The organism is Streptomyces yunnanensis, assembly GCF_029011865.1.
GTDB lineage: Bacteria > Actinomycetota > Actinomycetes > Streptomycetales > Streptomycetaceae > Streptomyces > Streptomyces yunnanensis.
The window spans coordinates 3,537,037-3,561,893 of sequence record NZ_CP095749.1 but is presented as its reverse complement, the minus strand read 5'-3'; the positions used below and the strand labels follow the sequence as shown (position 1 = coordinate 3,561,893).

Annotated in this window: 20 protein-coding genes, 1 tRNA gene and 1 pseudogene; 16 read left to right on the top strand and 6 right to left on the bottom strand. The window is 73.3% G+C overall.

All coding sequences use genetic code 11. From position 1 onward, the window contains the following. Positions 1 to 67 precede the first annotated feature (67 nt). The 3 genes from MOV08_RS15405 to nudC all read left to right on the top strand — a co-directional run bounded on the left by MOV08_RS15405 (position 68) and on the right by nudC (position 6,107). Complete coding sequence (locus MOV08_RS15405) at positions 68 to 3,685, top strand: UvrD-helicase domain-containing protein (RefSeq protein WP_275307767.1); 3,618 nt, start codon at positions 68 to 70, stop codon at positions 3,683 to 3,685. A 10-nt stretch (positions 3,686 to 3,695) separates the two neighbouring features. Continuing rightward, positions 3,696 to 5,096, top strand: coding sequence for a dipeptidase (locus tag MOV08_RS15400; RefSeq protein WP_275307766.1), 1,401 nt, complete (start codon positions 3,696 to 3,698; stop codon positions 5,094 to 5,096). Positions 5,097 to 5,171: 75 nt separating this feature from the next. After that, on the top strand, positions 5,172 to 6,107 hold the full coding sequence (gene nudC / locus MOV08_RS15395) for an NAD(+) diphosphatase (protein WP_039632985.1): 936 nt from the start codon (positions 5,172 to 5,174) through the stop codon (positions 6,105 to 6,107). Between the two features lie 117 nt (positions 6,108 to 6,224). Here the strand turns inward: nudC and MOV08_RS15390 are convergent, their stop codons facing one another. Then, a complete protein-coding gene (locus MOV08_RS15390; RefSeq protein WP_039632983.1) occupies positions 6,225 to 6,470 on the bottom strand; it encodes a mycoredoxin in 246 nt (81 codons plus the stop codon). Positions 6,471 to 6,691: 221 nt separating this feature from the next. Between MOV08_RS15390 and MOV08_RS15385 the strand changes: the two genes are divergently transcribed. The 5 genes from MOV08_RS15385 (at position 6,692) to MOV08_RS15365 (ending at position 10,493) form a co-directional block, all read left to right on the top strand. After that, on the top strand, positions 6,692 to 8,926 hold the full coding sequence (locus MOV08_RS15385; protein ID WP_052286750.1) for an ATP-dependent DNA helicase UvrD2: 2,235 nt from the start codon (positions 6,692 to 6,694) through the stop codon (positions 8,924 to 8,926). 142 nt (positions 8,927 to 9,068) lie between these two features. Further along, complete coding sequence (locus MOV08_RS15380; protein ID WP_275307765.1) at positions 9,069 to 9,395, top strand: hypothetical protein; 327 nt, start codon at positions 9,069 to 9,071, stop codon at positions 9,393 to 9,395. A 119-nt stretch (positions 9,396 to 9,514) separates the two neighbouring features. After that, positions 9,515 to 9,865 (top strand): WhiB family transcriptional regulator, encoded by a 351-nt coding sequence (locus MOV08_RS15375; protein WP_039640881.1) that lies wholly within the window; start codon positions 9,515 to 9,517, stop codon positions 9,863 to 9,865. Beyond that, positions 9,862 to 10,179: a hypothetical protein gene (locus MOV08_RS15370; protein WP_039632976.1), complete on the top strand. Its 318-nt coding sequence runs from the start codon at positions 9,862 to 9,864 to the stop codon at positions 10,177 to 10,179. Before MOV08_RS15375 ends, MOV08_RS15370 begins: the two co-directional genes overlap by 4 nt. 113 nt (positions 10,180 to 10,292) lie before the next feature. Further along, positions 10,293 to 10,493, top strand: a complete 201-nt coding sequence (locus MOV08_RS15365; RefSeq protein ID WP_039632974.1) for a hypothetical protein — start codon at positions 10,293 to 10,295, stop codon at positions 10,491 to 10,493. A 3-nt stretch (positions 10,494 to 10,496) separates the two neighbouring features. Here the strand turns inward: MOV08_RS15365 and MOV08_RS15360 are convergent, their stop codons facing one another. Further along, complete coding sequence (locus MOV08_RS15360) at positions 10,497 to 11,915, bottom strand: ABC1 kinase family protein (protein ID WP_275307764.1); 1,419 nt, start codon at positions 11,913 to 11,915, stop codon at positions 10,497 to 10,499. Positions 11,916 to 11,949: 34 nt separating this feature from the next. After that, the gene (locus MOV08_RS15355) at positions 11,950 to 13,089 is read right to left on the bottom strand and encodes a ThiF family adenylyltransferase (protein ID WP_203232698.1); all 1,140 of its coding nucleotides are present in this window, start codon (positions 13,087 to 13,089) and stop codon (positions 11,950 to 11,952) included. A gap of 190 nt (positions 13,090 to 13,279) precedes the next feature. Here MOV08_RS15355 and MOV08_RS15350 point away from each other — a divergent pair, with 190 nt between their 5' ends. Further along, the gene (locus tag MOV08_RS15350; RefSeq protein ID WP_039632965.1) at positions 13,280 to 13,891 is read left to right on the top strand and encodes a M48 metallopeptidase family protein; all 612 of its coding nucleotides are present in this window, start codon (positions 13,280 to 13,282) and stop codon (positions 13,889 to 13,891) included. Positions 13,892 to 14,000: 109 nt separating this feature from the next. Then, positions 14,001 to 15,137, top strand: a pseudogene (locus MOV08_RS15345) (TerD family protein); the annotation flags it as partial. A gap of 217 nt (positions 15,138 to 15,354) precedes the next feature. On the opposite strand, the gene MOV08_RS15340 reads toward MOV08_RS15345, so the two are convergent. Then, on the bottom strand, positions 15,355 to 15,897 hold the full coding sequence (locus MOV08_RS15340; protein ID WP_275307763.1) for an NUDIX hydrolase: 543 nt from the start codon (positions 15,895 to 15,897) through the stop codon (positions 15,355 to 15,357). Next, positions 15,894 to 17,384, bottom strand: coding sequence for a zinc-dependent metalloprotease (locus tag MOV08_RS15335; protein ID WP_039632961.1), 1,491 nt, complete (start codon positions 17,382 to 17,384; stop codon positions 15,894 to 15,896). Before MOV08_RS15335 ends, MOV08_RS15340 begins: the two co-directional genes overlap by 4 nt. A 190-nt stretch (positions 17,385 to 17,574) precedes the next feature. Between MOV08_RS15335 and MOV08_RS15330 the strand changes: the two genes are divergently transcribed. From MOV08_RS15330 to MOV08_RS15315, 4 genes are all read left to right on the top strand, one after another. Beyond that, positions 17,575 to 18,723 (top strand): SDR family oxidoreductase, encoded by a 1,149-nt coding sequence (locus MOV08_RS15330; RefSeq protein ID WP_039632959.1) that lies wholly within the window; start codon positions 17,575 to 17,577, stop codon positions 18,721 to 18,723. A gap of 146 nt (positions 18,724 to 18,869) precedes the next feature. Further along, positions 18,870 to 19,349, top strand: a complete 480-nt coding sequence (locus MOV08_RS15325) for a molybdenum cofactor biosynthesis protein MoaE (protein WP_039632957.1) — start codon at positions 18,870 to 18,872, stop codon at positions 19,347 to 19,349. A 272-nt stretch (positions 19,350 to 19,621) separates the two neighbouring features. Beyond that, the gene (locus tag MOV08_RS15320) at positions 19,622 to 19,825 is read left to right on the top strand and encodes a hypothetical protein (protein WP_039632955.1); all 204 of its coding nucleotides are present in this window, start codon (positions 19,622 to 19,624) and stop codon (positions 19,823 to 19,825) included. A gap of 94 nt (positions 19,826 to 19,919) precedes the next feature. Next, positions 19,920 to 21,014 carry a YlbL family protein gene (locus MOV08_RS15315; RefSeq protein ID WP_039632953.1) on the top strand — a complete coding sequence of 365 codons (1,095 nt, stop codon included), beginning with the start codon at positions 19,920 to 19,922 and terminating at the stop codon, positions 21,012 to 21,014. A 57-nt stretch (positions 21,015 to 21,071) separates the two neighbouring features. Here the strand turns inward: MOV08_RS15315 and MOV08_RS15310 are convergent, their stop codons facing one another. Then, positions 21,072 to 21,626 carry a PPA1309 family protein gene (locus MOV08_RS15310; protein WP_039632952.1) on the bottom strand — a complete coding sequence of 185 codons (555 nt, stop codon included), beginning with the start codon at positions 21,624 to 21,626 and terminating at the stop codon, positions 21,072 to 21,074. Between the two features lie 136 nt (positions 21,627 to 21,762). Between MOV08_RS15310 and MOV08_RS15305 the strand changes: the two genes are divergently transcribed. Then, positions 21,763 to 24,654, top strand: coding sequence for a UPF0182 family membrane protein (locus tag MOV08_RS15305; protein ID WP_078875751.1), 2,892 nt, complete (start codon positions 21,763 to 21,765; stop codon positions 24,652 to 24,654). 111 nt (positions 24,655 to 24,765) lie between these two features. Further along, positions 24,766 to 24,839, top strand: a tRNA-Met gene (locus tag MOV08_RS15300). Positions 24,840 to 24,857: the final 18 nt, after the last annotated feature.

Below are 24,857 nucleotides of genomic sequence, written 5' to 3'. Positions count from 1 at the left end.
CCTGCGCTGACCTGCGCGGACGCCGAGCGCGGAGGGATTGTCGGTGGCGGCCGTTACGGTGTCCGATGTGTCAGCTCGTATCACCGACCCCGAGCAGCTCAAGGAGTTGCTCGGCATCCCGTTCACCCCGGAGCAGACGGCGTGCATCACGGCGCCGCCCGCCCCGCAGGTCATCGTGGCCGGAGCCGGGTCGGGCAAGACCACCGTCATGGCCGCGCGGGTGGTGTGGCTGGTCGGCACCGGCCAGGTCGCCCCCGAGCAGGTCCTCGGGCTGACGTTCACCAACAAGGCGGCGGGGGAGCTGGCCGAGCGGGTCCGCGCGGCCCTGCTGGCGGCCGGCGTCACCGACCCCGAGCAGCTCCCCGACGGCGCCGGGGGAGCCGAGCCGTCCCCGGGGGAGCCGCGGATCTCCACGTACCACGCCTTCGCCGGCCAGCTCCTCAAGGACCACGGCCTGCGCATCGGCCTGGAGCCCAGCGCCCGGCTGCTCGCCGACGCCACCCGCTTCCAGCTCGCCGCCCGCACCCTGCGCGCCGCCCCCGGCCCCTACCCGTCGCTCACCACCTCGCTGCCCACCCTCGTGGAGGACCTCCTCGCCCTCGACGGCGAGCTGGCCGAGCACCTGGTGGAGCCGGCCGCCCTGCACGCCCACGACACCGCCCTGCTCGCCACCCTGGACGGCGCCAAGCTCAGCAACGCCGACCTGCGCAAGGCCCCCGAGGCCGCCCACGGCCGGCTGGAGCTGCTCGACCTGGTCGGCGCGTACCGCCGCGAGAAGCGCCGCCGCGACCTGCTGGACTTCGGCGACCAGATCGCCCTCGCGGCCACCCTGGCCACCACCCGCCCCGAGGTCGGCGCGCTGCTCCGCGACGAGTTCCGGGTCGTCCTCCTCGACGAGTACCAGGACACCTCCGTCGCCCAGCGGCTGCTGCTCTCCGGCCTCTTCGGCGCCGGTCCGGCCACCGGGTCCGCCACCGGGCATGCCGTCACCGCCGTCGGCGACCCCTGCCAGGCCATCTACGGCTGGCGCGGTGCCTCCGTCGCCAACCTCGACGACTTCCCCGCCCACTTCCCGTTCGCCGACGGCAGCCCGGCCCGCCGCTTCGCCCTCAGTGAGAACCGCCGCAGCGGCGGCCGCCTCCTGGAGCTCGCCAACCGCCTCGCCGCCCCGCTGCGCGCGATGCACGCCGGGGTGGAGGCGCTGCGCCCGGCCCCCGGCGCCGAACGGGACGGCGTGGTCCGCTGCGCCCTGCTGCCCACCCACGCCGAGGAGCTCGGCTGGCTCGCCGACTCCCTCGCCCACCTGGTCCGCACCGGCACCCCGCCCGGCGGGATCGCGGTGCTGTGCCGCACCGCCGCCGATTTCGCCGCCATCCAGGGCGAGTTGGTGGCCCGGGACGTCCCCGTCGAGGTCGTCGGCCTCTCCGGGCTGCTGCACCTCCCCGAGATCGCCGACCTGGTCGCGGTCTGCGAGGTCCTCCAGGACCCGACGGCCAACGCCTGTCTGGTCCGCCTGCTGATCGGCCCCCGCTGGCGGATCGGCCCCCGCGACCTGGCCCTGCTGGGCCGCCGGGCCCGCGCGCTGGCCCACCACGGCACCGCCGCCGCCGACGACCCCGAGCGACGCCTCGCCGAGGCCGTCGAGGGCGTCGACCCGGCCGAGACGGTCTCGCTCGCCGACGCGCTCGACACCTTCCTGGAGACCGGCGGCTCCGACGACGGCCTGCCGTTCTCGGCGGAGGCCCGGGTCCGCTTCGCCCGCCTGGCCACCGAACTCCGCGACCTGCGGCGCTCGCTCGCCGACCCGCTGATGGACGTGCTCCACCGGATCCTCGCCGTCACCGGCCTGGAGGTCGAGCTGTCCGCCTCGCCGCACGCCCTGGCCGCCCGCCGCCGGGAGACCCTGGGCACCTTCCTCGACCTCGCCGCCGGGTTCGCCGCCAAGGAGGGCGGCGCTGCCCTCGACGGCGAGGCGACCCTGCTGGCCTTCCTCGGTTTCCTGCGCACCGCCGTCCAGTACGAGAAGGGCCTGGACAGCTCGCTCCCGGGCGGTGAGCACACCGTCAAGGTGCTCACCGCCCACAAGTCCAAGGGCCTGGAGTGGGACGTCGTCGCGGTGCCCGGCCTGGTGGCCAAGCAGTTCCCCAGCGAGCAGGCCCGCGAGTCCTGGATCAGCCGAGCCAAGGTCCTGCCGCACGCCCTCCGCGGCGACGCCGAGACCCTGCCCGACGTGGCGGAGTGGACCGCCCGCGGCGTCAAGGACTTCAAGGAGGAGACGAAGCACCACCAGGAGATCGAGGAGCTCCGCCTGGGCTACGTCACCTTCACCCGCCCGCGCTCCCTCCTGCTGGGCTCCGGCCACTGGTGGGGCCCCAGCCAGAAGCGCCCCCGTGGCCCGTCCGCCTTCCTGGAGGCGCTGCGCGAGCACTGCGAGGCCGGCCATGGCGAGATCGAGGTCTGGGCCGACCCGCCGGAGGAGGGCGCCGAGAATCCGGCCCTCGCCGAGGACGCCGCCGATCAGCCCTGGCCGCTGCCGCTGGATCCCACCGCCATGGCCCGCCGCCGCGCGGCCGCCGCCACCGTCCGCGACCACCTCGCCGCGTACGCCGCGCCCGCCGTCCCGTCCCCCGGGTACGACCCGGAGTGGCCGCCGCCACCGGACGACGAGGAGTGGGACGAGGACTGGGCGGCCTCCTCCGAGGACGCGCCGTACCCGCCGTTCGACGACGCCCCCTATGAGGAGGCCCCGTTCGACGACGCCCCGTATGACGACGCGTACGCCGCACACGACGACGGGCCCGACGCCCCGCATGCCGGCGGCGAGGGCGGAGCCGCGCTCCCGCACCCCCACCTCATCGCCCAGCGCTCCGCCGAGCCCGATCCGGCGACCCTCGCCGGCGGCCCCGCCCCCACGGCCCCCCCGGGGCGACAGCCCTCGGCGCTGCTCCCCGAGGAGCGCCGCACCGTGGCGTCCTGGGACCGCGATCTGGAGGCGCTCGCCACCGAGTTGCGCAGCTCCCGCGCCCGGGTCCGCGACGTCCCGCTGCCGGCCTCGCTCACCGCCACCCAACTGCTCCAGGTCGCCGCCGACCCGGACGGCTTCGCGCGCGAGCTGGCCCGCCCGATGCCGCGCCCGCCGCAGCCCGCGGCCCGCCGCGGCACCCGCTTCCACGCCTGGGTCCAGTCCCGTTTCGAGGAGCTGCCGCTGCCCCTGCTCGGCCCCGACGAGCTGCCCGGCGCCGAGCCCGGCGAGGCGGCGGAGATCGCCGACGAACAGGACCTGGCGGCCCTGAAGGAGGCGTTCGCCCGGACCCCGTACGCGCACCGGACCCCGTTCCGGGTGGAGGTCCCCTTCCGGATGACGCTCGCCGGGCGGGTGATCCGCGGCCGGATCGACGCGGTCTACAAGGAGCACGGCCCGGACGGCGACCGCTTCGAGATCGTCGACTGGAAGACCGGCCGGCACCTGCCCGCCGGCAGCGGCGGCGCGGACCCGCTCCAGCTGGCCGTCTACCGTCTGGCCTGGGCCGAGCGGTACGGCCTGGCGCCGTCCGCGGTCGGCGCCGCGTTCGTCTTCGTCCGTACCGGCGAGGTCGTCAGGCCCCCCCGGCTGCCGGGCCGGGCCGGGCTCGAACGGATCCTGCTCGGGGAGACCGCCGACCGACATCCCCCGGAAGGCCGATAGGCTCGGGCGTATGAGCACCACCTCGGACAACGCCGTCCGCGCGTACATCGCCGACCACCGCGACGGCTTCCTCGCCGATCTCGCGGAGTGGCTGCGCATCCCCTCCGTCTCCGCCGACCCCGGTTGTGCGGCCGAGGTGCGTCGCAGCGCCGAGTGGCTCGCCGGCAAGCTCGCGGAGACCGGCTTCCCGGTGACCGAGGTGTGGGAGACCGAGGGGCTGCCCGCGGTCTTCGCCGAGTGGCCCGCCGGGGACCCGTCCGCCCCGACCGTGCTCGTCTACGGCCACCACGACGTCCAGCCCGCCGCCCGCGAGGACGGCTGGCACACCGACCCCTTCGAGCCGGTGACCGTCGACGGCAGGCTCTACGCCCGCGGCGCCGCCGACGACAAGGGCCAGGTCTTCTTCCACACCCTCGGCGTCCGCGCCCACCTGGCCGCGAGCGGCCGCACCGCGCCCGCGGTCAACCTCAAGCTGCTCATCGAGGGCGAGGAGGAGTCCGGCTCGCCGCACTTCCCGGCCCTGATCCAGCGCCATGCCGACCGCCTGGCCTGCGACGCGGTGATCGTCTCCGACACCGGGATGTGGGCCGAGGACACCCCCACCGTCTGCACCGGCATGCGTGGACTGACGGACTGTCAGATCGATCTGTTCGGCCCGGACCAGGACATCCACTCCGGCTCGTTCGGCGGCGCGGTGCCCAACCCGGCCACCGAGGCGGCCCGGCTCGCCGCCGCGCTGCACGACGCCGACCGACGGGTCGCGATCCCCGGCTTCTACGACGGGGTGATCGAGCTCACCGAGCGCGAGCGCGAACTCTTCGCCGAGCTGCCCTTCGACGAGGAGCGCTGGCTGCGCACCGCGCACTCGCACGCCACCCTCGGCGAGACCGGCGCCACCACCCTGGAGCGCATCTGGGCCCGCCCGACCGCCGAGGTCAACGGCATCGGCGGCGGCTATCAGGGCCCCGGCGGCAAGACCATCGTGCCGTCCTCCGCCCAGCTGAAGCTCTCCTTCCGCCTGGCCGCCGGCCAGGACGCCGCCGCCGTCCAGCAGGCCGTCCGCACCTGGGTCGCCGACCGGCTGCCGGCCGGCATCCGCCACGAGATCACCTTCTGGGGCGCCACCCGCCCCTGCCTCACCCCGCTCGACCACCCGGCGCTCCAGTCCGTCGTCCGCGCCATGGGGCGGGCCTTCGACACCACGATCCGCTTCACCCGCGAGGGTGGTTCGGGTCCGGCGGCCGACCTCCAGGACGTCCTCGGCGTCCCGGTCCTCTTCCTGGGCATCTCGGTGCCCTCCGACGGCTGGCACGCGCCGAACGAGAAGGTCGAGCTCGACCTGCTGATGAAGGGCGTGGAGACCGCCGCCTACCTCTGGGGCGACCTGGCGGACGCCTGGCGCCCGTCCTGACCCGCGCGCACCGCCGTACCGCTCCGCGCCCGCACGCAGCAATCACCCACGCCATAGGGGGAGTTGGAAACAGCAGTGACCACCTGGACCGACAGCACGGCCGATCGACCGATCACCTTCAGCGCGCCGAGCGGAATTGACCGCTCCGCCCATCACCGTCTCGACGAGGCATGGCTGGCGGCGGCCTGGAGCCACCCGACGACGCGCGTCTTCGTCGTGTCCGGGGGCCAGGCGCTGATCGACGACACCCCTGACGGCCGCACCGAACTGATCATGACGCCGTCTTTCGAGGCGCCGCTGACCGAGGCCCACCGCTACTACCTCGGCACCGACGAGGACGGGGTCAGCTACTTCGCCCTCCAGAAGGACTCGCTGCCCGGCCGCCTGGACCAGTCCGCCCGCGCCGCCGGACTCCGCGAGGCCGGTCTGCTGCTCTCCCCCCGGGACGCCGGCCTCCTCGTCCACGCCGTGGCCCTGGAGAACTGGCAGCGGATGCACCGCTTCTGCTCCCGCTGCGGAGAGCGGACGGTCATCGCGGCGGCCGGCCACATCCGGCGCTGCCCGGCCTGTGGCGCCGAGCACTACCCGCGCACCGACCCGGCCGTGATCATGCTCGTCACCGACGAGCAGGACCGCGCCCTGCTCGGCCGCCAGGTCCACTGGCCCGAGGGGCGCTTCTCCACCCTCGCGGGCTTCGTCGAACCGGGCGAGTCCATCGAGCAGTCGGTCGCCCGGGAGGTCTACGAGGAGGCCGGCGTGGTCGTCGGCGACGTCGAGTACGTCGCCAGCCAGCCCTGGCCCTTCCCCTCCAGCCTGATGCTGGGCTTCATGGCCCGCGCCACCTCCTCCGAGATCCAGGTGGACGGCGAGGAGATCGAGGAGGCCCGGTGGTTCTCCCGGGACGACCTCACCGCCGCCTTCGCCTCCGGCGAGGTCCTCCCGCCCTACGGCATCTCCATCGCGGCACGGCTCATCGAGCAGTGGTACGGCAAGCCGCTGCCCAGGCCCTGACCCTCTCGGTCCCGGCCGCGGACGACGTCCCGGCCGGGACCGCGGACGGCATGGGGCCGCCGGCCGGCTCCCTCACCGGACCGGCCGACGGCCCCGCTTCGGCGGTGCGCCGGGCCCTCAGGCCGCGGCCACCTTCTCCTTGACCTGCGCCAGGGACGGGTTGGTCAGCGTCGTGCCGTCGGCGAAGAGCACGGTCGGCACCGTCTGGTTGCCGCCGTTGGCCTTCTCGACGAACGCCGCGGACTCCGGGTCCTGCTCGATGTTGATCTCGGTGTAGGCAATGCCCTCGCGGTCCATCTGGCCCTTCAGCCGACGGCAGTATCCGCACCAGGTCGTGCTGTACATCGTCACAGTGCCCGCCATGCGTCCCGCGCTCCTTAGCTCGGTTTCTCTCGTGATCATGTGCCACGCGCGTCCAGTCGACGCCGTGGCACCGTCCCTCACAACGCGCACCGGGCCCGGACCATTCCCGCCCGCCCACCGGCGCCCGCCGCCGTCCCCGGCCCGGCCCACCGGTACGACCGGTCCCCGGCCGGTGTGGACGGCTTTCCCGGGTGCCTCCGCGGACCTGGCAGCATGGCGGGGTGACAGCAGCAACGGACGCCACTCTCTTCCCGCAGGTTCCGGCGACGGCCGACGCGGTGCTCGACGGGCTCGACCCCGAGCAGCGCGAGGTCGCCACCGCCCTGCACGGACCGGTGTGCGTCCTGGCCGGTGCCGGCACCGGCAAGACCCGCGCGATCACCCACCGCATCGCCTACGGCGTCCGGGCCGGGATCCTCCAGCCCGCCAGTGTGCTCGCGGTCACCTTCACCGCCCGCGCGGCCGGCGAGATGCGCGGCCGGCTCCGGCAGCTCGGCGCGGCCGGCGTGCAGGCCCGCACCTTCCACTCCGCCGCCCTGCGCCAGCTCCAGTTCTTCTGGCCCCGGGCGATCGGCGGCGAGCTGCCGCGGCTGCTGGACCGCAAGGGCCCGCTGATCGCCGAGGCCGCCGCCCGCTGCCGCCTCCGCCTGGACCGCAACGAGCTGCGCGACGTCACCGGCGAGGTCGAGTGGTCCAAGGTCACCCAGACGGTGCCGGCCGACTACCCGGCCGCGGCCGCCAAGGCCGGCCGCGAGGCGCCCCGCGACCCCGCCGAGATCGGCCAGATCTACGCCACGTACGAGCAGCTCAAGCGCGACCGCGGCACCATCGACTTCGAGGACGTGCTGCTGCTCACGGTCGGCGTGCTCCAGGACCGGCACGACATCGCCGAGCAGGTCCGCAGCCAGTACCAGCACTTCGTCGTCGACGAGTACCAGGACGTCAGCCCGCTCCAGCAGCGGCTGCTGGAGCTGTGGCTGGGAGACCGTGACAGCCTGTGCGTGGTGGGCGACGCCAGCCAGACCATCTACAGCTTCACCGGCGCCACCCCGGACCACCTCCTCGACTTCCGGGTCCGCCACCCGCACGCCACGGTCGTCAAGCTCGTCCGCGACTACCGCTCCACCCCCCAGGTCGTCCACCTCGCCAACGGCCTGCTCTCCCGGGCCCGGGGCCGGGCCGCCGAGCACCGCCTGGAGCTGATCTCGCAGCGCGAGCCGGACACCGAGCCGGTCTTCACCGAGTACGCCGACGAGCCCGCCGAGGCCGAGGGCACCGCCCGCCGGATCCGCGACCTGATCGCCACCGGCGTCCCGGCGAGCGAGATCGCGGTCCTGTTCCGCATCAACGCCCAGTCCGAGGTCTACGAGCAGGCCCTCGCCGACGCCGGGGTGCCCTACCAGCTGCGCGGCGCCGAGCGGTTCTTCGAGCGGCCCGAGGTGCGCGAGGCCGGCGCCAAGCTGCGCGGCGCGGCCCGCTTCGGCGGCAACGACACCCTGCTCGCCGGCGCGACCGGACTGCCCTCCGAGGTCCGCGCGGTGCTCAGCGACATGGGCTGGACCGACCGGCCGCCGGCCGGCTCCGGCGCCGTGCGCGACCGCTGGGAGTCGCTCGCCGCCCTGGTGCGACTCGCCGAGGACTTCGCCCGGGCCCGTCCGACGGCCACCCTCGCCGACCTCGTCGCCGAACTCGACGAGCGGGCCGGCGCCCAGCACGCCCCGACCGTCGAGGGCGTCACCCTCGCCTCGCTGCACGCCGCCAAGGGCCTGGAGTGGGACGCGGTGTTCCTGGTCGGCCTCACCGAGGGCATGCTGCCGATCCACCACGCCCGCACCGACGAGCAGGTCGAGGAGGAGCGCCGGCTGCTCTACGTCGGCATCACCCGGGCCCGGCGCCACCTGGCGCTGTCCTGGTCGCTGGCCCGCTCGCCCGGCGGGCGGCCCTCGCGCAGCGCCAGCCGCTTCCTGGACGGCCTCCGGCCCGGCTCCCGCGCGGCGGGCCACCGCGGCGGCGCGGGCGTGCTCAGGGGCGGCGTCGAGCGCGGCGGCAGCGCCCCGGCGGCCCCCGGCCGGCCCCGGCGGACGCACCGCAGCCCGGCCCGCTGCCGGGTCTGCAACCGCACGCTGACCGACCCCGGCGAGATGAAGCTGATGCGCTGCGAGGAGTGCCCCTCGGAGCTCGACGAGGCGCTCTACGACCGGCTGCGGGACTGGCGCGCCGGGCAGGCCGCCCGGACCCGTCAGCCCGCCTACTGCGTCTTCACCGACAAGACCCTGATGGCCATCGCCGAGGTCGTCCCGACGGCCGCCGAGGAGCTCGCCGTCATCCCCGGCGTGGGCCGTCGCAAGCTCGACCGCTTCGGCGCCGACGTGCTGGCGATCTGCGCCGGTGAGGAGCCCGGCGGCGCCGTCGCGGAGGGGTGCGAGGACGGCGCGGAAAACTCGTCGGAAAAATAGTTTGCGCGCGCGGAGCGCATCCCCATAGCCTTCGGAAGCAGCGGAAACAACGGAACTTCCGAGATCCGATGAATCCGTGCTGTACTTGAACACCCTGGACCGGGTTTCCCGGTCCCCGAGACGCCGAGAGGAGGCGAGCCCAGTGATCAGCTTCATCGAGACCCACAAAATGACCGATCCCTCGGTCGTCGCCCCCTGCGCTCTCGGCATCTCGCTCCTGGGCACCGGTCTGTCCGGCCTCGGCCGCCTGTCCGGTACCAAGGTCGCGCGTCCGGCCGCCCTCGCCTCCCTGACGGCGAGCGAGCGCATCGCGCGACCGACCGAGGCACCCGCGGCAGCAGTAGCGACGGCGGCGCATGCCTTCGCCTTCGCGACGGCGGCCAATGGTGCCGAATCCCGGGAGCAGTACCAGCCTCAGAACGACATGTGGGCCTACCGCGGCCTCGAACCCTGGAGAGATCCAGCCTGATCGGCGATCAGGTCGGCACCTTCCAGGGCCGCGGAACCCACACCGGGATCCGCGGTCCTTTTGTTTTGCCCAACGCGCCCGCCACCAGCCGGGCCGGAACAGACGAGGAACACACCACCGTGCAACTCCAGTCGCACACCCCGTCCGCCACCGACCTGATCCCTCCGCCTGACCTCCAGGAGAACCCCTTGTTGCCCCTCACCGAGCTCGACGACGAGATCGACCGCCTCGGCACCGCCGTACCGTGCCGCACCTACGACCCCGAGGTCTTCTTCGCAGAGTCCCCGGCCGACGTCGAGTACGCCAAGACGCTGTGTCAGACCTGCCCGGTGCGTGAGGCGTGCCTGGCCGGCGCCAAGGACCGCCGCGAGCCGTGGGGCGTCTGGGGCGGCGAGCTCTTCGTCCAGGGCGTCGTCGTGCCGCGCAAGCGTCCGCGGGGCCGTCCGCGCAAGAACCCGGTCGTGGCATGAACACCGCCCGCACAGGAACGATCGACCGTCCCGTCACCCGGGACCCCCAGAAGCAGGACCCCACGATGAACCCGACTTTCACCGAGACCACCGCTCCCGCGAACTTCGGCGCCCTCGAGTCGCGCCAGAACAGGAACCTCGCCATGCAACTCATGCCAGAAGCCCTGGCCAGGGCCCATGTGGAACAACGCCTGCAGGAAGCCGAGTCCCAACGCAGGGGACATCGGCTCGCCGCCGCGCGGCGGATGCAGCGGCGCGCCGAGCGCGCGTCGCTGCGCGCCCGGCGGGCGCTGGCCATGGCCGTGATGCAGTGACCGGGCACCCCCGCACCGCACACTGAGGCTTCGTCACCACGGGGTCCGTCCGACAGGACGGGCCCCGTGCTGCGTTGCGCCCCGATTCGCGGGGCCTGCGGGGATATCGTCGGATGGTGGACCAGAAGACGCATCGACAGGCGGAGTTGACCCCCGACGGCACGGTCTGCGCGCGATGCGGCGCGGTGGCCGAGGGCGCCCCGCCGACCTGGACCTGCTCGGTCGAGAACGGCGAGCGCCGGTACTTCTGCGACCGCTGCGCCCGGGACAACATCCGTGCCATCGAGGGCCGGCTGGACTCCAGCTGGTGGTGACGGTCAGGCCGGACTCTCCGCCGGATCCCCGGCAGAACTCTCCGCGCCCGGCTCGTCCGCGCCCGGTTCCTCCTCGGCCGCGTCCTCCGGCAGGAAGCCCGGCATCCACGCCTCCAGCTCGTCGCGCAGCCGCACCGTGGCACCCAGCTGGCACAGCACCCCGATAGTGCTCAACGTCACACGGTGTATCAGGAGGTAGGAGGGCGGCAGATTGAGCTGCTTGCCCAACTGGTGCGCGGGGGAGCGCGGGTCGCCGATCCGGGTCGCCTGGCGGCGCATCCAGCCCCGGGTGAAGGTGAACGCCTCCACCTGCGCGGGCTCGATGATCGGCAGCAGGTACTCCAGCACTGTGTCCGGATCCAGCTCGATGGACTCCTTGACGAAGCCCTCCTCGCACAGCATGCGGTAGACCGCGTCCGCCTCGCCGTCCAGGGCCATCCGCAGCGAGGTGCCGATCGTCGGCGGCAGCCCGTCGGGCAGCCGGTCGACCGTGCCGAAGTCCAGTACGCCCAGCCGCCACTGCGACACCGGACCGTCCGGCTCCGCCCCGGGCAGCAGCCGGAAGTTGCCCGGGTGCGGGTCGGCGTGCAGCAGGCCCGTGCGCGCCGGACCGGAGAACAGGAAGTGCGCCAGCAACTGGCCGGCGCGGTCGCGCTGCTCCTCGGTGCCGTCGGCGATCACCTCCGACAGTGGCACCCCCTCCAGCCACTCCGTCACCAGCACCTGGTCGCTCTGGTGCACCACGGCCGGCACCACCACGTCCGGATCGCCGGCGAACTCCGTGGCGTGCGCCTGCTGGGCCTCGGCCTCCAGGGCGTAGTCCAGCTCCTCCGAGACCCGGTCGCGCAGCTCGGTGATGAGCGGCTTGATGTCCATGCCCGGGATCAGCGGTCCGAGCAGCCGCGCGAACCGGCTGAGCTGCGTCAGGTCCGACAGCAGAGCCGGGCCCGCCCCCGGGTACTGCACCTTGACGGCCACCTCCCGGCCGTCGTGCCACACCGCCCGGTGCACCTGCCCGATCGACGCCGCCGCGGACGGCTTGTCCTCGAACTCCTCGAACAGTTCCCGCCAGTCCGCGCCGAGCCGCTCGGCCAGCACGGCGTGCACGGTGCTCGTCGGCATCGGCGGTGCCGCTTCCTGGAGCTTCGTCAGGGCCGCGCGGTAGGGACCGGCGACCTCCTCCGGCAGCGCCGACTCGAAGACGGACAGTGCCTGGCCGAACTTCATCGCACCGCCCTTCAGTTCGCCGAGCACCTTGAAGAGCTGCTCCGCGGTGCGCTGTTGGAGCTCCCGGCCGACGATCTCGGCGGATCTGCCGCCGAGCCGTTTGCCCAGGCTCCAGGTGGCACGGCCGGCGAACCCCAGTGGCAGCGCGGCCAGCTTGGCGGTCCGGGTGACCGCCTTGCGGGGAAGATCAGACATGCGCCCCTCCAACTCACACCGTCCCCTACCGGGGTTACCCCGTCATTGTTGCGTGTCGCGGCCGCGGAACCGAGGCGTCCGCCGCGCCCCGTACGGCGGCGGCCCCGCAGCCGCAGTCGGGATGCGGGGCGATCCGCACCGTCCGGGCGCTCGCGCACGGCAGGGGGAGCTCCATCCGCGCCCCTGTGCACGGCGGCGGCTCGCCGTCGAGGAACGCCAGCGCCTGGACGGCGGCGAGCCCGGCGACCGCCGTCGCCAGCGAGGCGTCACAGGCCGGCACCGCCGGTGTGCCGCGCCCCGAGCGCCACTGCGCGAGCAGGCGCGGCCAGGCTGGTTCCGCGTCCGTGCGCCGGAGTTCGTCGCAGCCGGCGCAGGCCGAGACGCCGGGCACCACCAGCGGGCCCACCACTCCGGTGCCCTCCAGCACACCCGCGTAGAGGTGCGGGATGCCCGCGGCGAGCAGCGGCTCGGCGAGCACCGGATCGGGGGCGTAGGCACCGAGGCCGTCGCGCGGGGCGAGCACCAGGAGCGAGATGCCGGGCTCGCCGGACTCGGTGACGGGGGCGCCCGGCCGCGGCCGGCGGCTCCACGGGGAGGACTCCCGGACCAGCCGGCGCGCGGCGTCGCCCCGCCGCTCGCCGATCTCACCGGCCGCCGGCCCGCCCGGGACGACGTCCCACGGTGCGACCGTGCCGCCGTCGACCGCGTCCACCCGGCCGATCCCCGACGCCGCCAGCAGCGCCGCGATCTGGGCGCCCACCCGCCCCGCGCCCTTCACCTTGACCCGGACCGACCGTCGTGCCGCCATCTGCGCGAGCGGCCCCGCGGCGCCTCCCCGCTGCCGCACCGCCAGCGCGGCCAGATCCGCCCGCAGCCGCTCGACCGCCGGGCCGTCCGCCCGCACGGCGCCGTCCGACGGCCCCTCATCCGCCGGCGCCTCCAGCAGCCCTGCCGCGCCGAGCCGCGCCACCACCCCGCGCGCCCGCTCCGGCGGGACGTCCAGCGCCACGGCCTCGTCGACCAGTTGTGCCAGCGAGCGGGTGCCGTCGATCAGCTCCATGAAGCAGCCGGTCGCGAGGTCGAGCGGCCCGACCACCCGCGCATGGGCCGGCGCCACGCCGAACCGCACCGTCTCCCGGTCCCGCCAGCCGCGCCGCAGCGCGGGCTTGAGCATCGGATGCATGCCATCCGCCCCCCGTCTCTTCTCGTCCGACCCCCAGCATGCGCCGGCCGCGCGAACGGCACGGAAGTTATCCACAGGCGCCGGGGCATTACTCCTACGAGCCGTGCGCGCCGGGGCGTTCAGGTGGCGAACCGTCCGTGCGGCGGGACTTCCCGCAGTGCCAGCGGGTAACGTCGGGCGCGTGCCCGCCGACCCTTCCCCGCGCGGATCCGGGGAGACGCCCCTGCGCCGCGCCGCCGACCCCCCGCGCCGGGTCGAGCCGAGCCCGCCGGCCCGCACGGTCGAGGTGCGCCGCAGCACACGGCGGCGGCGGACGGTCTCCGCTTACCGCGAGGGCGACCGCACCATCGTCCTGATCCCGGCCCGGATGTCGCAGGCCGAGGAGCAGCGCTGGGTGGCGGTCATGCTGGACAAGCTCGCCGCCCAGGAGAGCAAGCGGATGCTGGGCGACGACGAACTGACCGAGCGGGCCGAGCGGCTCTCCGGGCAGTACCTCGACGGGCGGGCCCGGCCGGCGACGGTCCGCTGGGTCACCAACCAGAACACCCGCTGGGGGTCGTGCACTCCGGCCGAGGGCAGCATCCGCCTGTCGCACCGCCTGCAGGGCATGCCGGAGTACGTCATCGACTACGTCCTGCTGCACGAGCTGGCGCACCTTCTCGTCCCCGGCCACGGGCCGGAGTTCTGGCGCCTGCTGGAGCCCTATCCGCGCACGGAACGGGCCCGCGGCTATCTCGAAGGCGTGGTGGCCGCCGACCGGCTGCCGCATCTGCCCGCCGCCCGCCGCCGCTGACCGGGACGGGCCGTCCCCCGACGCGCACCGGCGCCGCTGGCCGCCCGCGCCAGGGGCTAGCCTGGCGCGGGTAAGGACTGAGCGCGAGAGTGGGGGAGGGGCGTTGCACATGGCCAGGCAATTCCAACGCGGCCACAAGGCCAGGCTTGCCGATCTGACGGCGGAACGGGACCTGTATATCGGGGTGCAGATCGCCGGCCCCGGTCTGACCTTCGACATCAGCTGCTTCGGACTGGACGCCGACGAACGGCTCTCCGACGACCGCTACTTCGTCTTCTACAACCAGCCCACGACGCCCGAGGGGGCGATCCGGCAACTCGGCCCGCGGGACGGCGACACCGACTCCTTCCAGGTAGCCCTCGACCGCGTCCCCCCGCACATCCGGAAGCTGACCTTCACCGCCGCCCTCGACGGGGCGGGGCAGATGGCGCAGATCGGCCCCGGCTGCCTCCGCCTCGTGGCCGGCGGCGAAGAGGTGGCCCGGTACCCCTTCACCGGCGGCGAGTTCAGCACCGAGCGCGCTGTGATGCTCGGCGACCTCTACGTCAAGGACGTCTGGCGGTTCGCCGCGGTCGGCCAGGGCTTCGACGGTGGACTGGAAGCGCTGCTGACGAACTTCGGCGGCGAGGTCCTGGAGGAGGGCGACGAGACCGGCGCGGCGACGGCGCCGCCCGCCGCGCAGGGCGGGCCCGACTTCCTGCTGCCGCCGCCGGTCCCGGGCCCCGCCCCGTCCGCGGTGCCGCCCGCGTTCGTCCCGGCACCGCCCGTGGCGTCCGCCCCGGACCCGCGCGCCCCGATGCCACAGCACCCCCAGCAGACTCCGCCCCCGCTGCCGCAGCCGGCCGCCGCGCAGATCCACAGTGCGCCGACGGTCATCGCGCCGCTGGTCCCGCCCGGTGGCCCGGCGCCGCACCCGGGCGTACAGGGGCCGCCCCCGCCGCCGCCCCCGCCTCCGGGCGTGCGCGGCACCCAGCCTCCGCCTCCGCCGCCCCTGTACGGCCAGGCCCCCGGCGGCTTCCCCAACGGTCAGCAGCCGCCGCCACCGCCTCCGCAGGGCCAGCAGCCGCCCCCGCTGCCCCCCTATGGTCAGCAGCCCCCGCCGCCTCCGTACGGGCAACAGCCGCCCCCGCTGCCTCCGCAGGGTCAGCAGCCCCCGCCACCGCCTCCGTACGGTCAGCAGCCCCCGCCGCCCGGCGGATACGGCGCGCCCCAGGGGCAGCCCGTGCCGCTCCCGCCCCCGGGTGCGTACGGTCAGCAGCCCCCGGGAGCCCCGTACGCCCCGTATCCGGGGCAGGGCGCGCCGGCCCCGGTGGACGGCGGCACGGGGCCCTGGCCGCACCCCGAATATCCGGGAGCCCCGGGCGATCCCCAGGGCGACCCGCACCGGGGGCGCTGAGCGACCCGGTCCGGACATGCCTCCGGCGTCCGCCCCGAGGAGGGCGGACGCCGGAGGTGATGGTTCGTCAGGAGCTCGCGGACAGCAGCGCGCGGGTGTCCGCCACCAGGCGCACCACCGAGTCGTCGGCGACCGAGGGCACCTCGTCGTAGCGGAACCACCGCAGGTCCAGCGACTCGTCGCTGATCGCCGCCACCGCGTCCGCCGGCGCCAGCGCGGCGTACTGGACGTCCAGGTGCTCCGCGCAGGGCGTCTGATGCCGGTCCAGCCGCACCGGCGTGCCGCCCAGCAGCGTCAGCCCGTGCGCGATCCCGGACTCCTCACGCGCCTCGCGCAGCGCCGCGTCGGCCAGTGAGGCGTCCTCCGGCTCGCAGTGGCCGCCCATCTGGAGCCACATCTTCAACTTGCGGTGCAACGTGAGCAGCACCCGGCCGCCGGCCGGGTCGACCACCAGCGCACTGGCCGTGATGTGCCCGTCCTTGCACGGCTTCCACATGCCGTCCCGATGGGCCGCGAGATGGTCCAGATAGGCCAGTCGCAGCCGCTCCTGGTCGGCCGACGGCGCGGGCCACTCCTTGAGCACCCGCGCCGCGTCCTCACGCAGGCTCACTTGGCGCCGTCACCCTTGCCCTCGTCCTCGGGGCCGCGCGGGCCGCCGTCGGCCGGGCCGTCCCCGGTGCCCTCGGCGTCCCCGGGCCGCTTGGTCAGGTGCGGTCCGCCGCCGCTCGCCGCCTCGCCCAGCATCTTGTCGAGCTCGGAGAAGTCCAGGTGCTCGCGGTGCACGAAGCCGTCCGGGTCGTCCAGGTCGGCCGCCGTCGGCAGCATGTCCGGGTGCTCCCACAGGCCGTCGCGGCCTTCCAGGCCCCGCGCGTCCGTCAGGGAGGCCCACAGCCGCGAGGCGTCCCGCAGGCGCCGCGGACGCAGCTGGAGGCCGATCAGCGTGGAGAACGTCTGCTCGGCCGGGCCGCCGGTGGCCCGGCGCCGCCGCAGGGTCTCCCGGAGCTTGTCGGCGGACGGCAGGTGCGGCTTGGCGGCGGCGTGCACCACCGCGTCCACCCAGCCCTCGACGAGCGCCAGCGCGGTCTCCAGACGGGCCAGCGCGGCCTTCTGCTCCGGGGTGTCCTCGGGCTGGAACATGCCGCCCTGGAGGGCGTTCTGCAGCTCCTCGGGGTGCTGCGGGTCGATCTGGCCGACCATGTCCTCCAGCTTGGTCGTGTCGACCTTGATGCCGCGGGCATAGCCCTCGACGGCGCCGAACAGATGCGAGCGCAGCCACGGCACATGGGCGAAGAGCCGCTGGTGGGCGGCCTCGCGCAGGGCCAGGTAGAGCCGCACCTCCTCCTCCGGGACGCCCAGCCCGGCACCGAACGCCTGGACGTTCGCCGGCAGCAGCGCGGCCTTGCCGGCCGGGCCCAGCGGCAGCCCGACGTCCGTCGAACCGACGACCTCGGAGGCCAGCACGCCCAGCGCCTGCCCGATCTGGGTGCCGAACATGGCACCGCCCATGGAGCGCATCATCCCGAGCAGCGGGCCTGCCATGGCCTGCATCTCCTCGGGCATCACCTCGCCCATCGCCGACCCGACCCGCTCGGCGAGCGGATCGACCAGATCCCGCCACACCGGCAGGGTCTCCTCGACCCACTCGGCGCGGCTCCAGGCCACCACCGAGCCGGCGCCCGACGGGAGCGACGTCACACCGTCCAGCCACAGGTCGGCCAGGCGTACGGCCTCCTGGACCGCGGTCCGCTCACCGGCGGAGACGCTGGCGTCCTTGCTGCCGTCCTCGGCGCCCTGCGCGACGGTCTGCCGCGCGATGTCCTTGGCCATCTCCCAGTTCACCGGGCCGCCCTCGTAGGAGAGCATCTGGCCGAGCCGCTGGAAGGCGGCGCCGAGGTCGCCAGGGTTCATCTGGCCGCCGGGTCCGCCCATGCCGCCGAAGAGCGCCGCGAACGGATTGTCCGCAGCGCCGCTCCCGCCGCCGAACCCGAAGGGGTTCGCGGGGCCCTGGCTACCTCCCTGGCCGTCCTTCTTCTTGCCGTTGTCGCCGTCCTCCGGCTCCTCCGGCGGAAGGCCGAATCCAAATGGGGTGTCACTCACGGGTTTCCTCGGCTCGTAGGGCCGCCGGCCCTACGCCGACGGCGGCTGCCCGACATCACCTCCAGCGTAGACACTCGCCCCGCCTCGGGGCTCGGTGCTTCGCTGTCCCGGTGTCTGCGGCAGGATGGATGTCACCTGGTGCGGACGCGTTCGTCGTGCCCGTACTGAAGACAACCGCTGGAGACGCCCGGTGAGTTCCCCAGATCCGACCGTTCGCGCAGCGCGAAACGCTGCCGCCACAGCCGATCAGGCAGACCGCACCCCGGTCGGCGCCGACCGGCCGCTGCGCCGCCCCGTCGTCGCCGTCACCGGAGCCGCCTCCGGGGTCGGCGCGCTGCTCACCCGTGCCCTGGTCGCGTCCGACGAGGTCAAGGAGGTGGTGGCCATCGACGAACGCCCCGGCGACATCGCCGAGGCGAAGTGGCACGTCCTGGACGTCCGCGACCCCGCCATCGCCGACAAACTGCGCGGAGCGGACGTCGTCGTCCATCTCGCCCTCGACCTCGACCTGGAGACCGACGCCGCGGCCCGCACCGCCTACAACGTGCGCGGCACCCAGACCGTGCTGACCGCCGCCGCGGCCGCCGGCGTCCACCGGGTGGTGCTGTGCACCTCCGCCATGGTCTACGGGGCGCTGCCCGACAACGACGTCCCGCTCGCCGAGGACGCCGAGCTGCGCGCCACCGCGGACGCCACCGGGGTCGGCGACCTCCTGGAGATCGAGCACCTGGCGCGCCGCGCCCCGCGCGCCCACCCCGGCCTGAACGTCACCGTGCTGCGCCCCGCCGTCCTGGTCGGCGGCACCGACACCGCGCTGACCCGCTACTTCGAGTCGCCGCGCCTCCTGGTGGTCGCCGGATCCCGCCCGGCCTGGCAGTTCTGCCACGTGGAGGACCTGGTCAGCGCCCTGGAGTACGCCGCCCTGGAGAAGGTCGAGGGCGAGCTGGCGGTGGGCTGCGACGGCTGGCTGGAGCAGGAGGAGGTCGAGGAGCTCTCCGGCATCAGACGGATGGAGCTGCCGTCCTCGGTGGCGCTGGGCGCCGCCGCCCGCCTGCACCGGATCGGCCTGACGCCGTCGCCAGCCGGGGACCTCGCGTACACCATGCACCCCTGGGTGGTCAGTGGCAGCCGGCTGCACGACGCGGGCTGGCGGCCCCGGTGGACCAACGAGGAGGTCCTCGCCGAGCTGCTGGAGGAGGTCGCGGGTCGGCACACGGTCGCCGGCCGACGGCTGGGCCGCAAGGACGCCACCGCCGCGGGCGCCGCCGGAGCCACCGTCGCCCTCCTGGGCACCGCCGCCCTGGTCCGCCGCGCCCGCAAGGCCCGCCGCCGCATCTGACGCCACCGGGGCCACCGACCACGAGCCGCCGCGTACACCGGGGGCGCATCGCGGGCCGCCTACTGTACGAGCCTCCATACGAGGCCCCGGACGCCCGGTGGAAACGGCCATTCCCCGAGGCATGCCCGGTGCGGCACGATGGGACCATGTCTGGCACGCACTCCCGCCCGTCCACCGGCCGCGACCACCCTGGTGAGCAGGGCGCCGAGGATCCCATCCGGCTCCTGGAGATCCGCGACACCGCGCTGTCCGTGGACGAGGTCTTCGCGGCCGTCGGGGACGAGGCGGCGGGCGGCACGGCTCTCTTCGTCGGCACGGTCCGCTCGCACGACGGCGGCACGGACGTGGACGGCCTGGGCTACTCCGCCCATCCGTCCGCCGCGGCGGAGCTGCGCCGGGTCGCCGAGAAGGTCGTCGCCGACTATCCGGTCCGCGCGCTGGCCGCCGTCCACCGGGTGGGCGATCTGGCCATCGGCGATCTGGCCGTGGTCGTCGCGGTGGCCTGCCCCCACCGTGCCGAGGCGTTCGCCGCCTGCCGCAAGCTGATCGACGACCTCAAGCACGAGGTCCCCATCTGGAAGCACCAGACCTTCTCGGACGGGACAGAAGAGTGGGTGGGCGCGTAAGCGCTCTCTTCTGGGGGTGGAGGTCGGGTGACGGGAGGGCGGGTGGGCGCGTAAGCGCTCTCTTCTGGGGGTGGAGGTCGGGTGGGCGCGTAGCGCCCTTCTTCCGAGGGGGCGGAGGTCCGGCGCGTAGTGCTTCCGGCTCTTGGCCTGCGGCCGAACCGGTGCCCCCGGTTCCGGTTGCGTAACCCGCTCCCCGGCACCAGCGTTGACGTGGCAGATGGTTAATCTGTTTATTCGTCGATCGTGGGCGCGCTAGGTGTAGGGAGGTCGCCATGGGAGCGCTCCTCTGGCTGCTGATTCCGGTGCTGGCCGGTCTGGTCGCTGCGCTCTGGAGCAGCTGGGCCATGCGCAACCGCCGGACCGGGGACGTCGCCGAACTGGCCGGCTACGCCCGATTCCGCGCCGCGATGGAGAAGGAACACGCCGCTCCCGTCCCCGCCGCCGCCGTCCCCGAGGGCGCCTCGGACCTGGTCTGACGCCGCCGGCGCCCGGTGCGGCCCGGTCGTCCGCCCGTCCCCGTACGGACGGCCCCGCGGGCCGGTTGTCATACCCGTCCCGTACTGTCGTTCCATGCCACGCCGCACCGCGACGCTGCTCGCCTCGACCCTGATGCTGATCGCGCTGCTCTGCGCCGGGGTGCTGATTCCCGTCCCGTATTCCGAGATGTCGCCGGGACCGACGGTCAACACCCTCGGTGACCACAACGGCGAGCCGGTGCTGCAGATCTCCGGCCGCAAGACGTATCCGACCTCCGGCAACCTCAACATGACCACGGTGCGGGTCACCGGCCCGGACTACAACATGAACCTCTTCGAGGCGGTCTACGGCTGGCTGGACCCGAGCAGCGCGGTGGTGCCGCACAAGACGCTCTACCCCGAGGGGCAGACGGCCGAGCAGGCCGACCAGCAGAACGCCGAGGAGTTCACGCAGTCCCAGGAGAGCGCCAAGGTCGCCGCGCTCAAGCAGCTGCACATCCCGGTCGCCACCCAGACCGTGGTGGGGGCGGTCGTCAAGGGCAAGCCGGCCGACGGGGTGCTGCACGCCGGCGACGTGATCAAGGCGGTGGACGGCAACGAGGTCCGGCAGACCGGCGACGTCGCCAAGTTCGTCACCCGGCACAAGCCGGGCGAGAAGGTGGTCTTCACCCTCATCCCCGCCAAGGACGCGGCCGCGGCGGAGAAGCAGGGCAAGCGGCCCGAGGGGCCGCTGAAGCAGGTCGCGATCACCACGGCGGCGGACGGCGGCCGGGCGGTGGTGGGCATCCAGGCCCAGGCGGACCACACCTTCCCGTTCACCATCGACGTGAAGCTCGCCGACGTCGGCGGCCCCAGCGCCGGGCTGATGTTCGCGCTCGGCATCGTCGACAAGCTCACGCCCGGCGGCAATCTGACCGGCGGCAGGTTCGTCGCCGGCACGGGCACCATCGACGACCAGGGCAAGGTCGGCCCGATCGGCGGCATTTCGATGAAGACGATCGGCGCGCGGGACAAGGGCGCGGAGTTCTTCCTGACGCCCAAGGAGAACTGCGCGGCCGCCGCGAAGGACACCCCCAGCGGTCTCCGACTGGTCAAGGTCGGCACCATAGGGGACGCGGTGCAGGCGCTGGAGAAGATCCGCAAGAACGACCTCGCCGGCCTGCCGAGCTGCAGCCCGGCAGGCCGGTAGCGAGGTACGAGGCCGACGGCGGGGCATCCATCCGGTGTCCCGCCCGTCAGAAGCGCCCTAGTCCTCGAAGGTCGCCGTCAGGGCGTCCGCGAGGCTGGGGACCAGCGACTTGCCGGTCAGCACCTCGGAGGTGGAGTCCTTCTCCCGCAGCCGCAGCGCCGACTCGCGGGCGCCGTCCCGCAGGACGGCCACCGTCATCCGCACCTCCTGGCGCTCGGGGTGCTCGGCGACCCACTTGGCGAGCTGCCGTTCGGACATGCCCTCCGGCCCGGCCTTCTCGGCGGACGGCGGCAGCATCAGGCGTTCCACGGTCAGTGCGCAGCCGACGACGGCGTCGGGCCAGGCGATGGTGGCGAGGAACTCGTCGAGCGGGGTGCCGGCCGGGATCTCGTCCTGCTCGATGGGGGTCAGGGAGGTGCCGGTGGACTCGTCGATGCCCAGCTGGGCGGCGAGCGAGGGCTCCTGTGCACGGAGCTTGGCGGTGTCGACGAGGGCGAACAAACGGGCGGGCTGGTCCCAGCCGAGGCTGGCCGCGTACTCGTCGATTTCGAGTACCGCGCGGGTCAGTGGGTCGGCGGCGAGGGGGGTGCCGTCAACGGGGAGGTTGGTCATGCTCAACATCGTGCCTTGTGCACCCCGGAAATCGGGAACCGAGTAAAGCCGTCGTAAGTTGCATCACTGGGTCCTAGTATCGCCGGGCCTGCCCCACACGACAGCGAACTTCGAGGTGCGCACCTTGGCTTTCCAGATGCCGGACCGCGGCGGAGGCCCCTCCGGGCCACGGATCAGAGTCGGCCGACCGTCGCGGCGGTTCAGGACCCTGCTCATGACGTTGGGTGTACTGGCCGTGCTGGCCATGCTCTTCGTGATGTTCTCGGGGTTCTGGACCGACTGGCTCTGGTACCGCTCGGTCCACTTCTCCTCGGTCTTCACCACCACCCTGTGGACCAAGATCGGACTGTTCTTCTCCTTCGGCGTCGTGATGGCGGTGGCCGTCGGCGTCAACATCTGGCTGGCGCACCGGCTGCGGCCGCCGCTCAGCGCGATGTCCGTGGAGCAGCAGAGCCTGGACCGCTACCGCATGGGCGTCGCCCCGTTCAAGAAGTGGGCGCTGGTCGCGGTCACCGCGGTGATCGGGCTGATCGCCGGGGCCTCCGCCTCCGGTGAGTGGCGGACGTGGCTCCAGTGGGTCAACGGCGTTCCGTTCGGCACCACGGATCCGCAGTTCCACAAGGACGTCTCGTTCTACGCCTTCGACCTGCCGTGGTACCGCTTCCTGCTGAGCTTCGGCTTCGCCTGCGCGGTGCTGTCCCTGGTGGCCGCCGTGCTCACCCACTACCTCTACGGCGGGCTGCGACTGACCAGCCCCGGTTCGCGGGCGACCGCCGCGGCCACCGGCCACCTCTCGGTGCTGCTGGGCCTCTTCGTCTCCCTCAAGGCGGTCGCGTACTGGCTCGACCGGTACGGCCTCGCGGTGAAGTCCAGCGGCCTGAAGTCGGCCGACAACTGGACCGGTCTGCGCTACGTCGACGCCAACGCCTATCTCCCGGCGAAGACCATCCTGTTCTTCATCGCGGCGATCTGCGCGGTGCTGTTCTTCGCCACCCTGTGGCGGCGCACCTGGCAGCTGCCGGTGATCGGGTTCGGTCTGATGGTGCTCTCCGCGGTCCTGATCGGCGGGCTGTACCCGGCGATCGTCCAGAAGTTCCAGGTCCAGCCGAACGAGCAGGCCAAGGAAGCGCCGTACATCAAGCAGAACATCAAGGCGACCCGGGATGCGTACGACATCCAGGACTCCGAGGTGAAGTCCTACAAGGGCAACTACAAGCCGGCCTCCGAGGAGGACCGGCAGCGGCTCCGGGACGACGCCGACACCGTCGCCAGCATGCGGCTGCTCGACCCGAACGTGGTCTCGCCGGCCTTCCAGCAACAGCAGCAGGTGCGGTCTTACTACCAGTTCCCGTCCACCCTGGACGTCGACCGGTACAAGGGCAAGGACGGCAAGGAGCAGGACACCGTCATCGGCCTGCGCGAGCTGAACCTCGCCGGCATCCCCGAGCGCAACTGGATCAACGACCACTTCAAGTACACCCACGGCTACGGCGCGGTCACCGCCAAGGGGACCGAGACCGCCGACGGCGGCGGCCCGCAGTACACCGAGTCCGACCTGCCGACCAAGGGCCAGCTCCCGAAGTACGAACAGCGCGTCTACTACGGCGAGAAGACCACCCAGTACTCCATCGTGGGCGGGCCGCAGAAGGAGCTGGACTACTCCGACGACAGCGGCGAGAAGGGCTACCGCTATCAGGGCAAGAGCGGCGTGAGCCTGTCCAACCCGATCAACCGCGCCGCGTACGCGGTGGCGTTCGGGGAGCCGCAGATCCTCTACTCCGGGGCCATCGGGGACAAGTCGCGGATCCTGTACAACCGCACGCCCAAGGAGCGCGTCGAGTCCGTCGCCCCCTGGCTGACCATCGACGGCGACGCCTACCCGGCGGTGATCGACGGCCGGATCCAGTGGATCGTGGACGCGTACACCACCAGCAACGGTTACCCGTACGCCTCCCGCACCACCCTCGGGGAGAGCACCGCCGACTCGCTCACCAACGGCCAGCGCGCGGTGGTGGCCCAGCAGAACCAGGTCAACTACATCCGCAACTCCGTCAAGGCGACGGTCGACGCGTACGACGGCACGGTCAAGCTCTACCAGTGGGACACCAAGGACCCGGTCCTGAAGACCTGGATGAAGGCGTTCCCCGGCACGGTCGAGAAGAAGAGCTCCATCAGCCCGGACCTGCTGGCCCACCTGCGGTACCCGCAGGACCTGTTCAAGGTGCAGCGCCAGCTGCTGACCACGTACCACGTCACCGACCCGGGCACCTTCTACACCGGTTCGGAGCGCTGGCAGATTCCCAGCGACCCGACCACCAAATCGGGCAACGCGGTGCCGCCGTACTACCTGAGCATGAAGATGCCCGACCAGAAGGCACAGGCGTTCTCGCTGACGACGACCTTCACGCCCAACAAGAAGGACAACCTGGGCGCCTTCATGGCGGTCGACGCCGATGCCACGAGCGCCGACTACGGCAGGGTCAGACTGCTGAAGCTGCCGGCGCAGACCCCGGTGCCGGGCCCGCAGCTCGCGCAGTCGAAGTTCAACTCCGACCCGACGATCGCCAACGAGCTCAACATCCTCAAGAAGTTCGGCGACTCGGAGATCGAGTACGGCAACCTGCTGACCGTGCCGCTGCACGACGGCCTGCTCTACGTCGAACCGGTCTACCTGCGCGGCGCCAACACCAACTACCCGCTCCTGAAGAAGGTGTTGGTGAGCTACGGCGACAGCAAGCCCGTCCTGGAGAACAGCCTCAAGGACGCCCTCGACGTCGTCTTCGGCAAGAAGGCGCCGAGCACCGGCTCGGAGAACCCGCCGCCCGGCGGCGGGCAGACCGGCGAGCAGCCGCCGGCCGGCCAGACCGTGCAACAGGCCCTGACGGACGCCGAGAAGGCGTACGACGACGGCGAGAAGGCACGGGTGGCCGGCGACTGGGCCGCCTACGGCGAGGCCCAGAAGCGGCTGAAGGACGCGCTGGACCGGGCGGCCAAGGCGTCCGAGAAGGGCGGCAAGGCGAGCGACTGAGCGCCCGGCGCGGATCCCTTCGGTCCGGTGGCCGCCGGCGCACAACGGCGGCCACCGCGACCCGGGTGTCAACCGCGCTCCCCGCGACGTGATACGTTGGAGTCACAACGGCGCGGGGTGGAGCAGCTCGGTAGCTCGCTGGGCTCATAACCCAGAGGTCGCAGGTTCAAATCCTGTCCCCGCTACTGAAAGACCAAGGCCCG

Coding starts and splice junctions, on each gene's coding strand:
- MOV08_RS15365 (WP_039632974.1), top strand. CDS start 10,293: ATGGTGGACCAGAAGACGCATCGACAGGCGGAGTTGACCCCCGACGGC.
- MOV08_RS15355 (WP_203232698.1), bottom strand. CDS start 13,089: ATGCTCAAGCCCGCGCTGCGGCGCGGCTGGCGGGACCGGGAGACGGTG.
- MOV08_RS15325 (WP_039632957.1), top strand. CDS start 18,870: ATGTCTGGCACGCACTCCCGCCCGTCCACCGGCCGCGACCACCCTGGT.
- MOV08_RS15360 (WP_275307764.1), bottom strand. CDS start 11,915: ATGTCTGATCTTCCCCGCAAGGCGGTCACCCGGACCGCCAAGCTGGCC.
- MOV08_RS15315 (WP_039632953.1), top strand. CDS start 19,920: ATGCCACGCCGCACCGCGACGCTGCTCGCCTCGACCCTGATGCTGATC.
- MOV08_RS15400 (WP_275307766.1), top strand. CDS start 3,696: ATGAGCACCACCTCGGACAACGCCGTCCGCGCGTACATCGCCGACCAC.
- MOV08_RS15370 (WP_039632976.1), top strand. CDS start 9,862: ATGAACACCGCCCGCACAGGAACGATCGACCGTCCCGTCACCCGGGAC.
- MOV08_RS15305 (WP_078875751.1), top strand. CDS start 21,763: ATGCCGGACCGCGGCGGAGGCCCCTCCGGGCCACGGATCAGAGTCGGC.
- MOV08_RS15310 (WP_039632952.1), bottom strand. CDS start 21,626: ATGACCAACCTCCCCGTTGACGGCACCCCCCTCGCCGCCGACCCACTG.
- MOV08_RS15320 (WP_039632955.1), top strand. CDS start 19,622: ATGGGAGCGCTCCTCTGGCTGCTGATTCCGGTGCTGGCCGGTCTGGTC.
- MOV08_RS15390 (WP_039632983.1), bottom strand. CDS start 6,470: ATGGCGGGCACTGTGACGATGTACAGCACGACCTGGTGCGGATACTGC.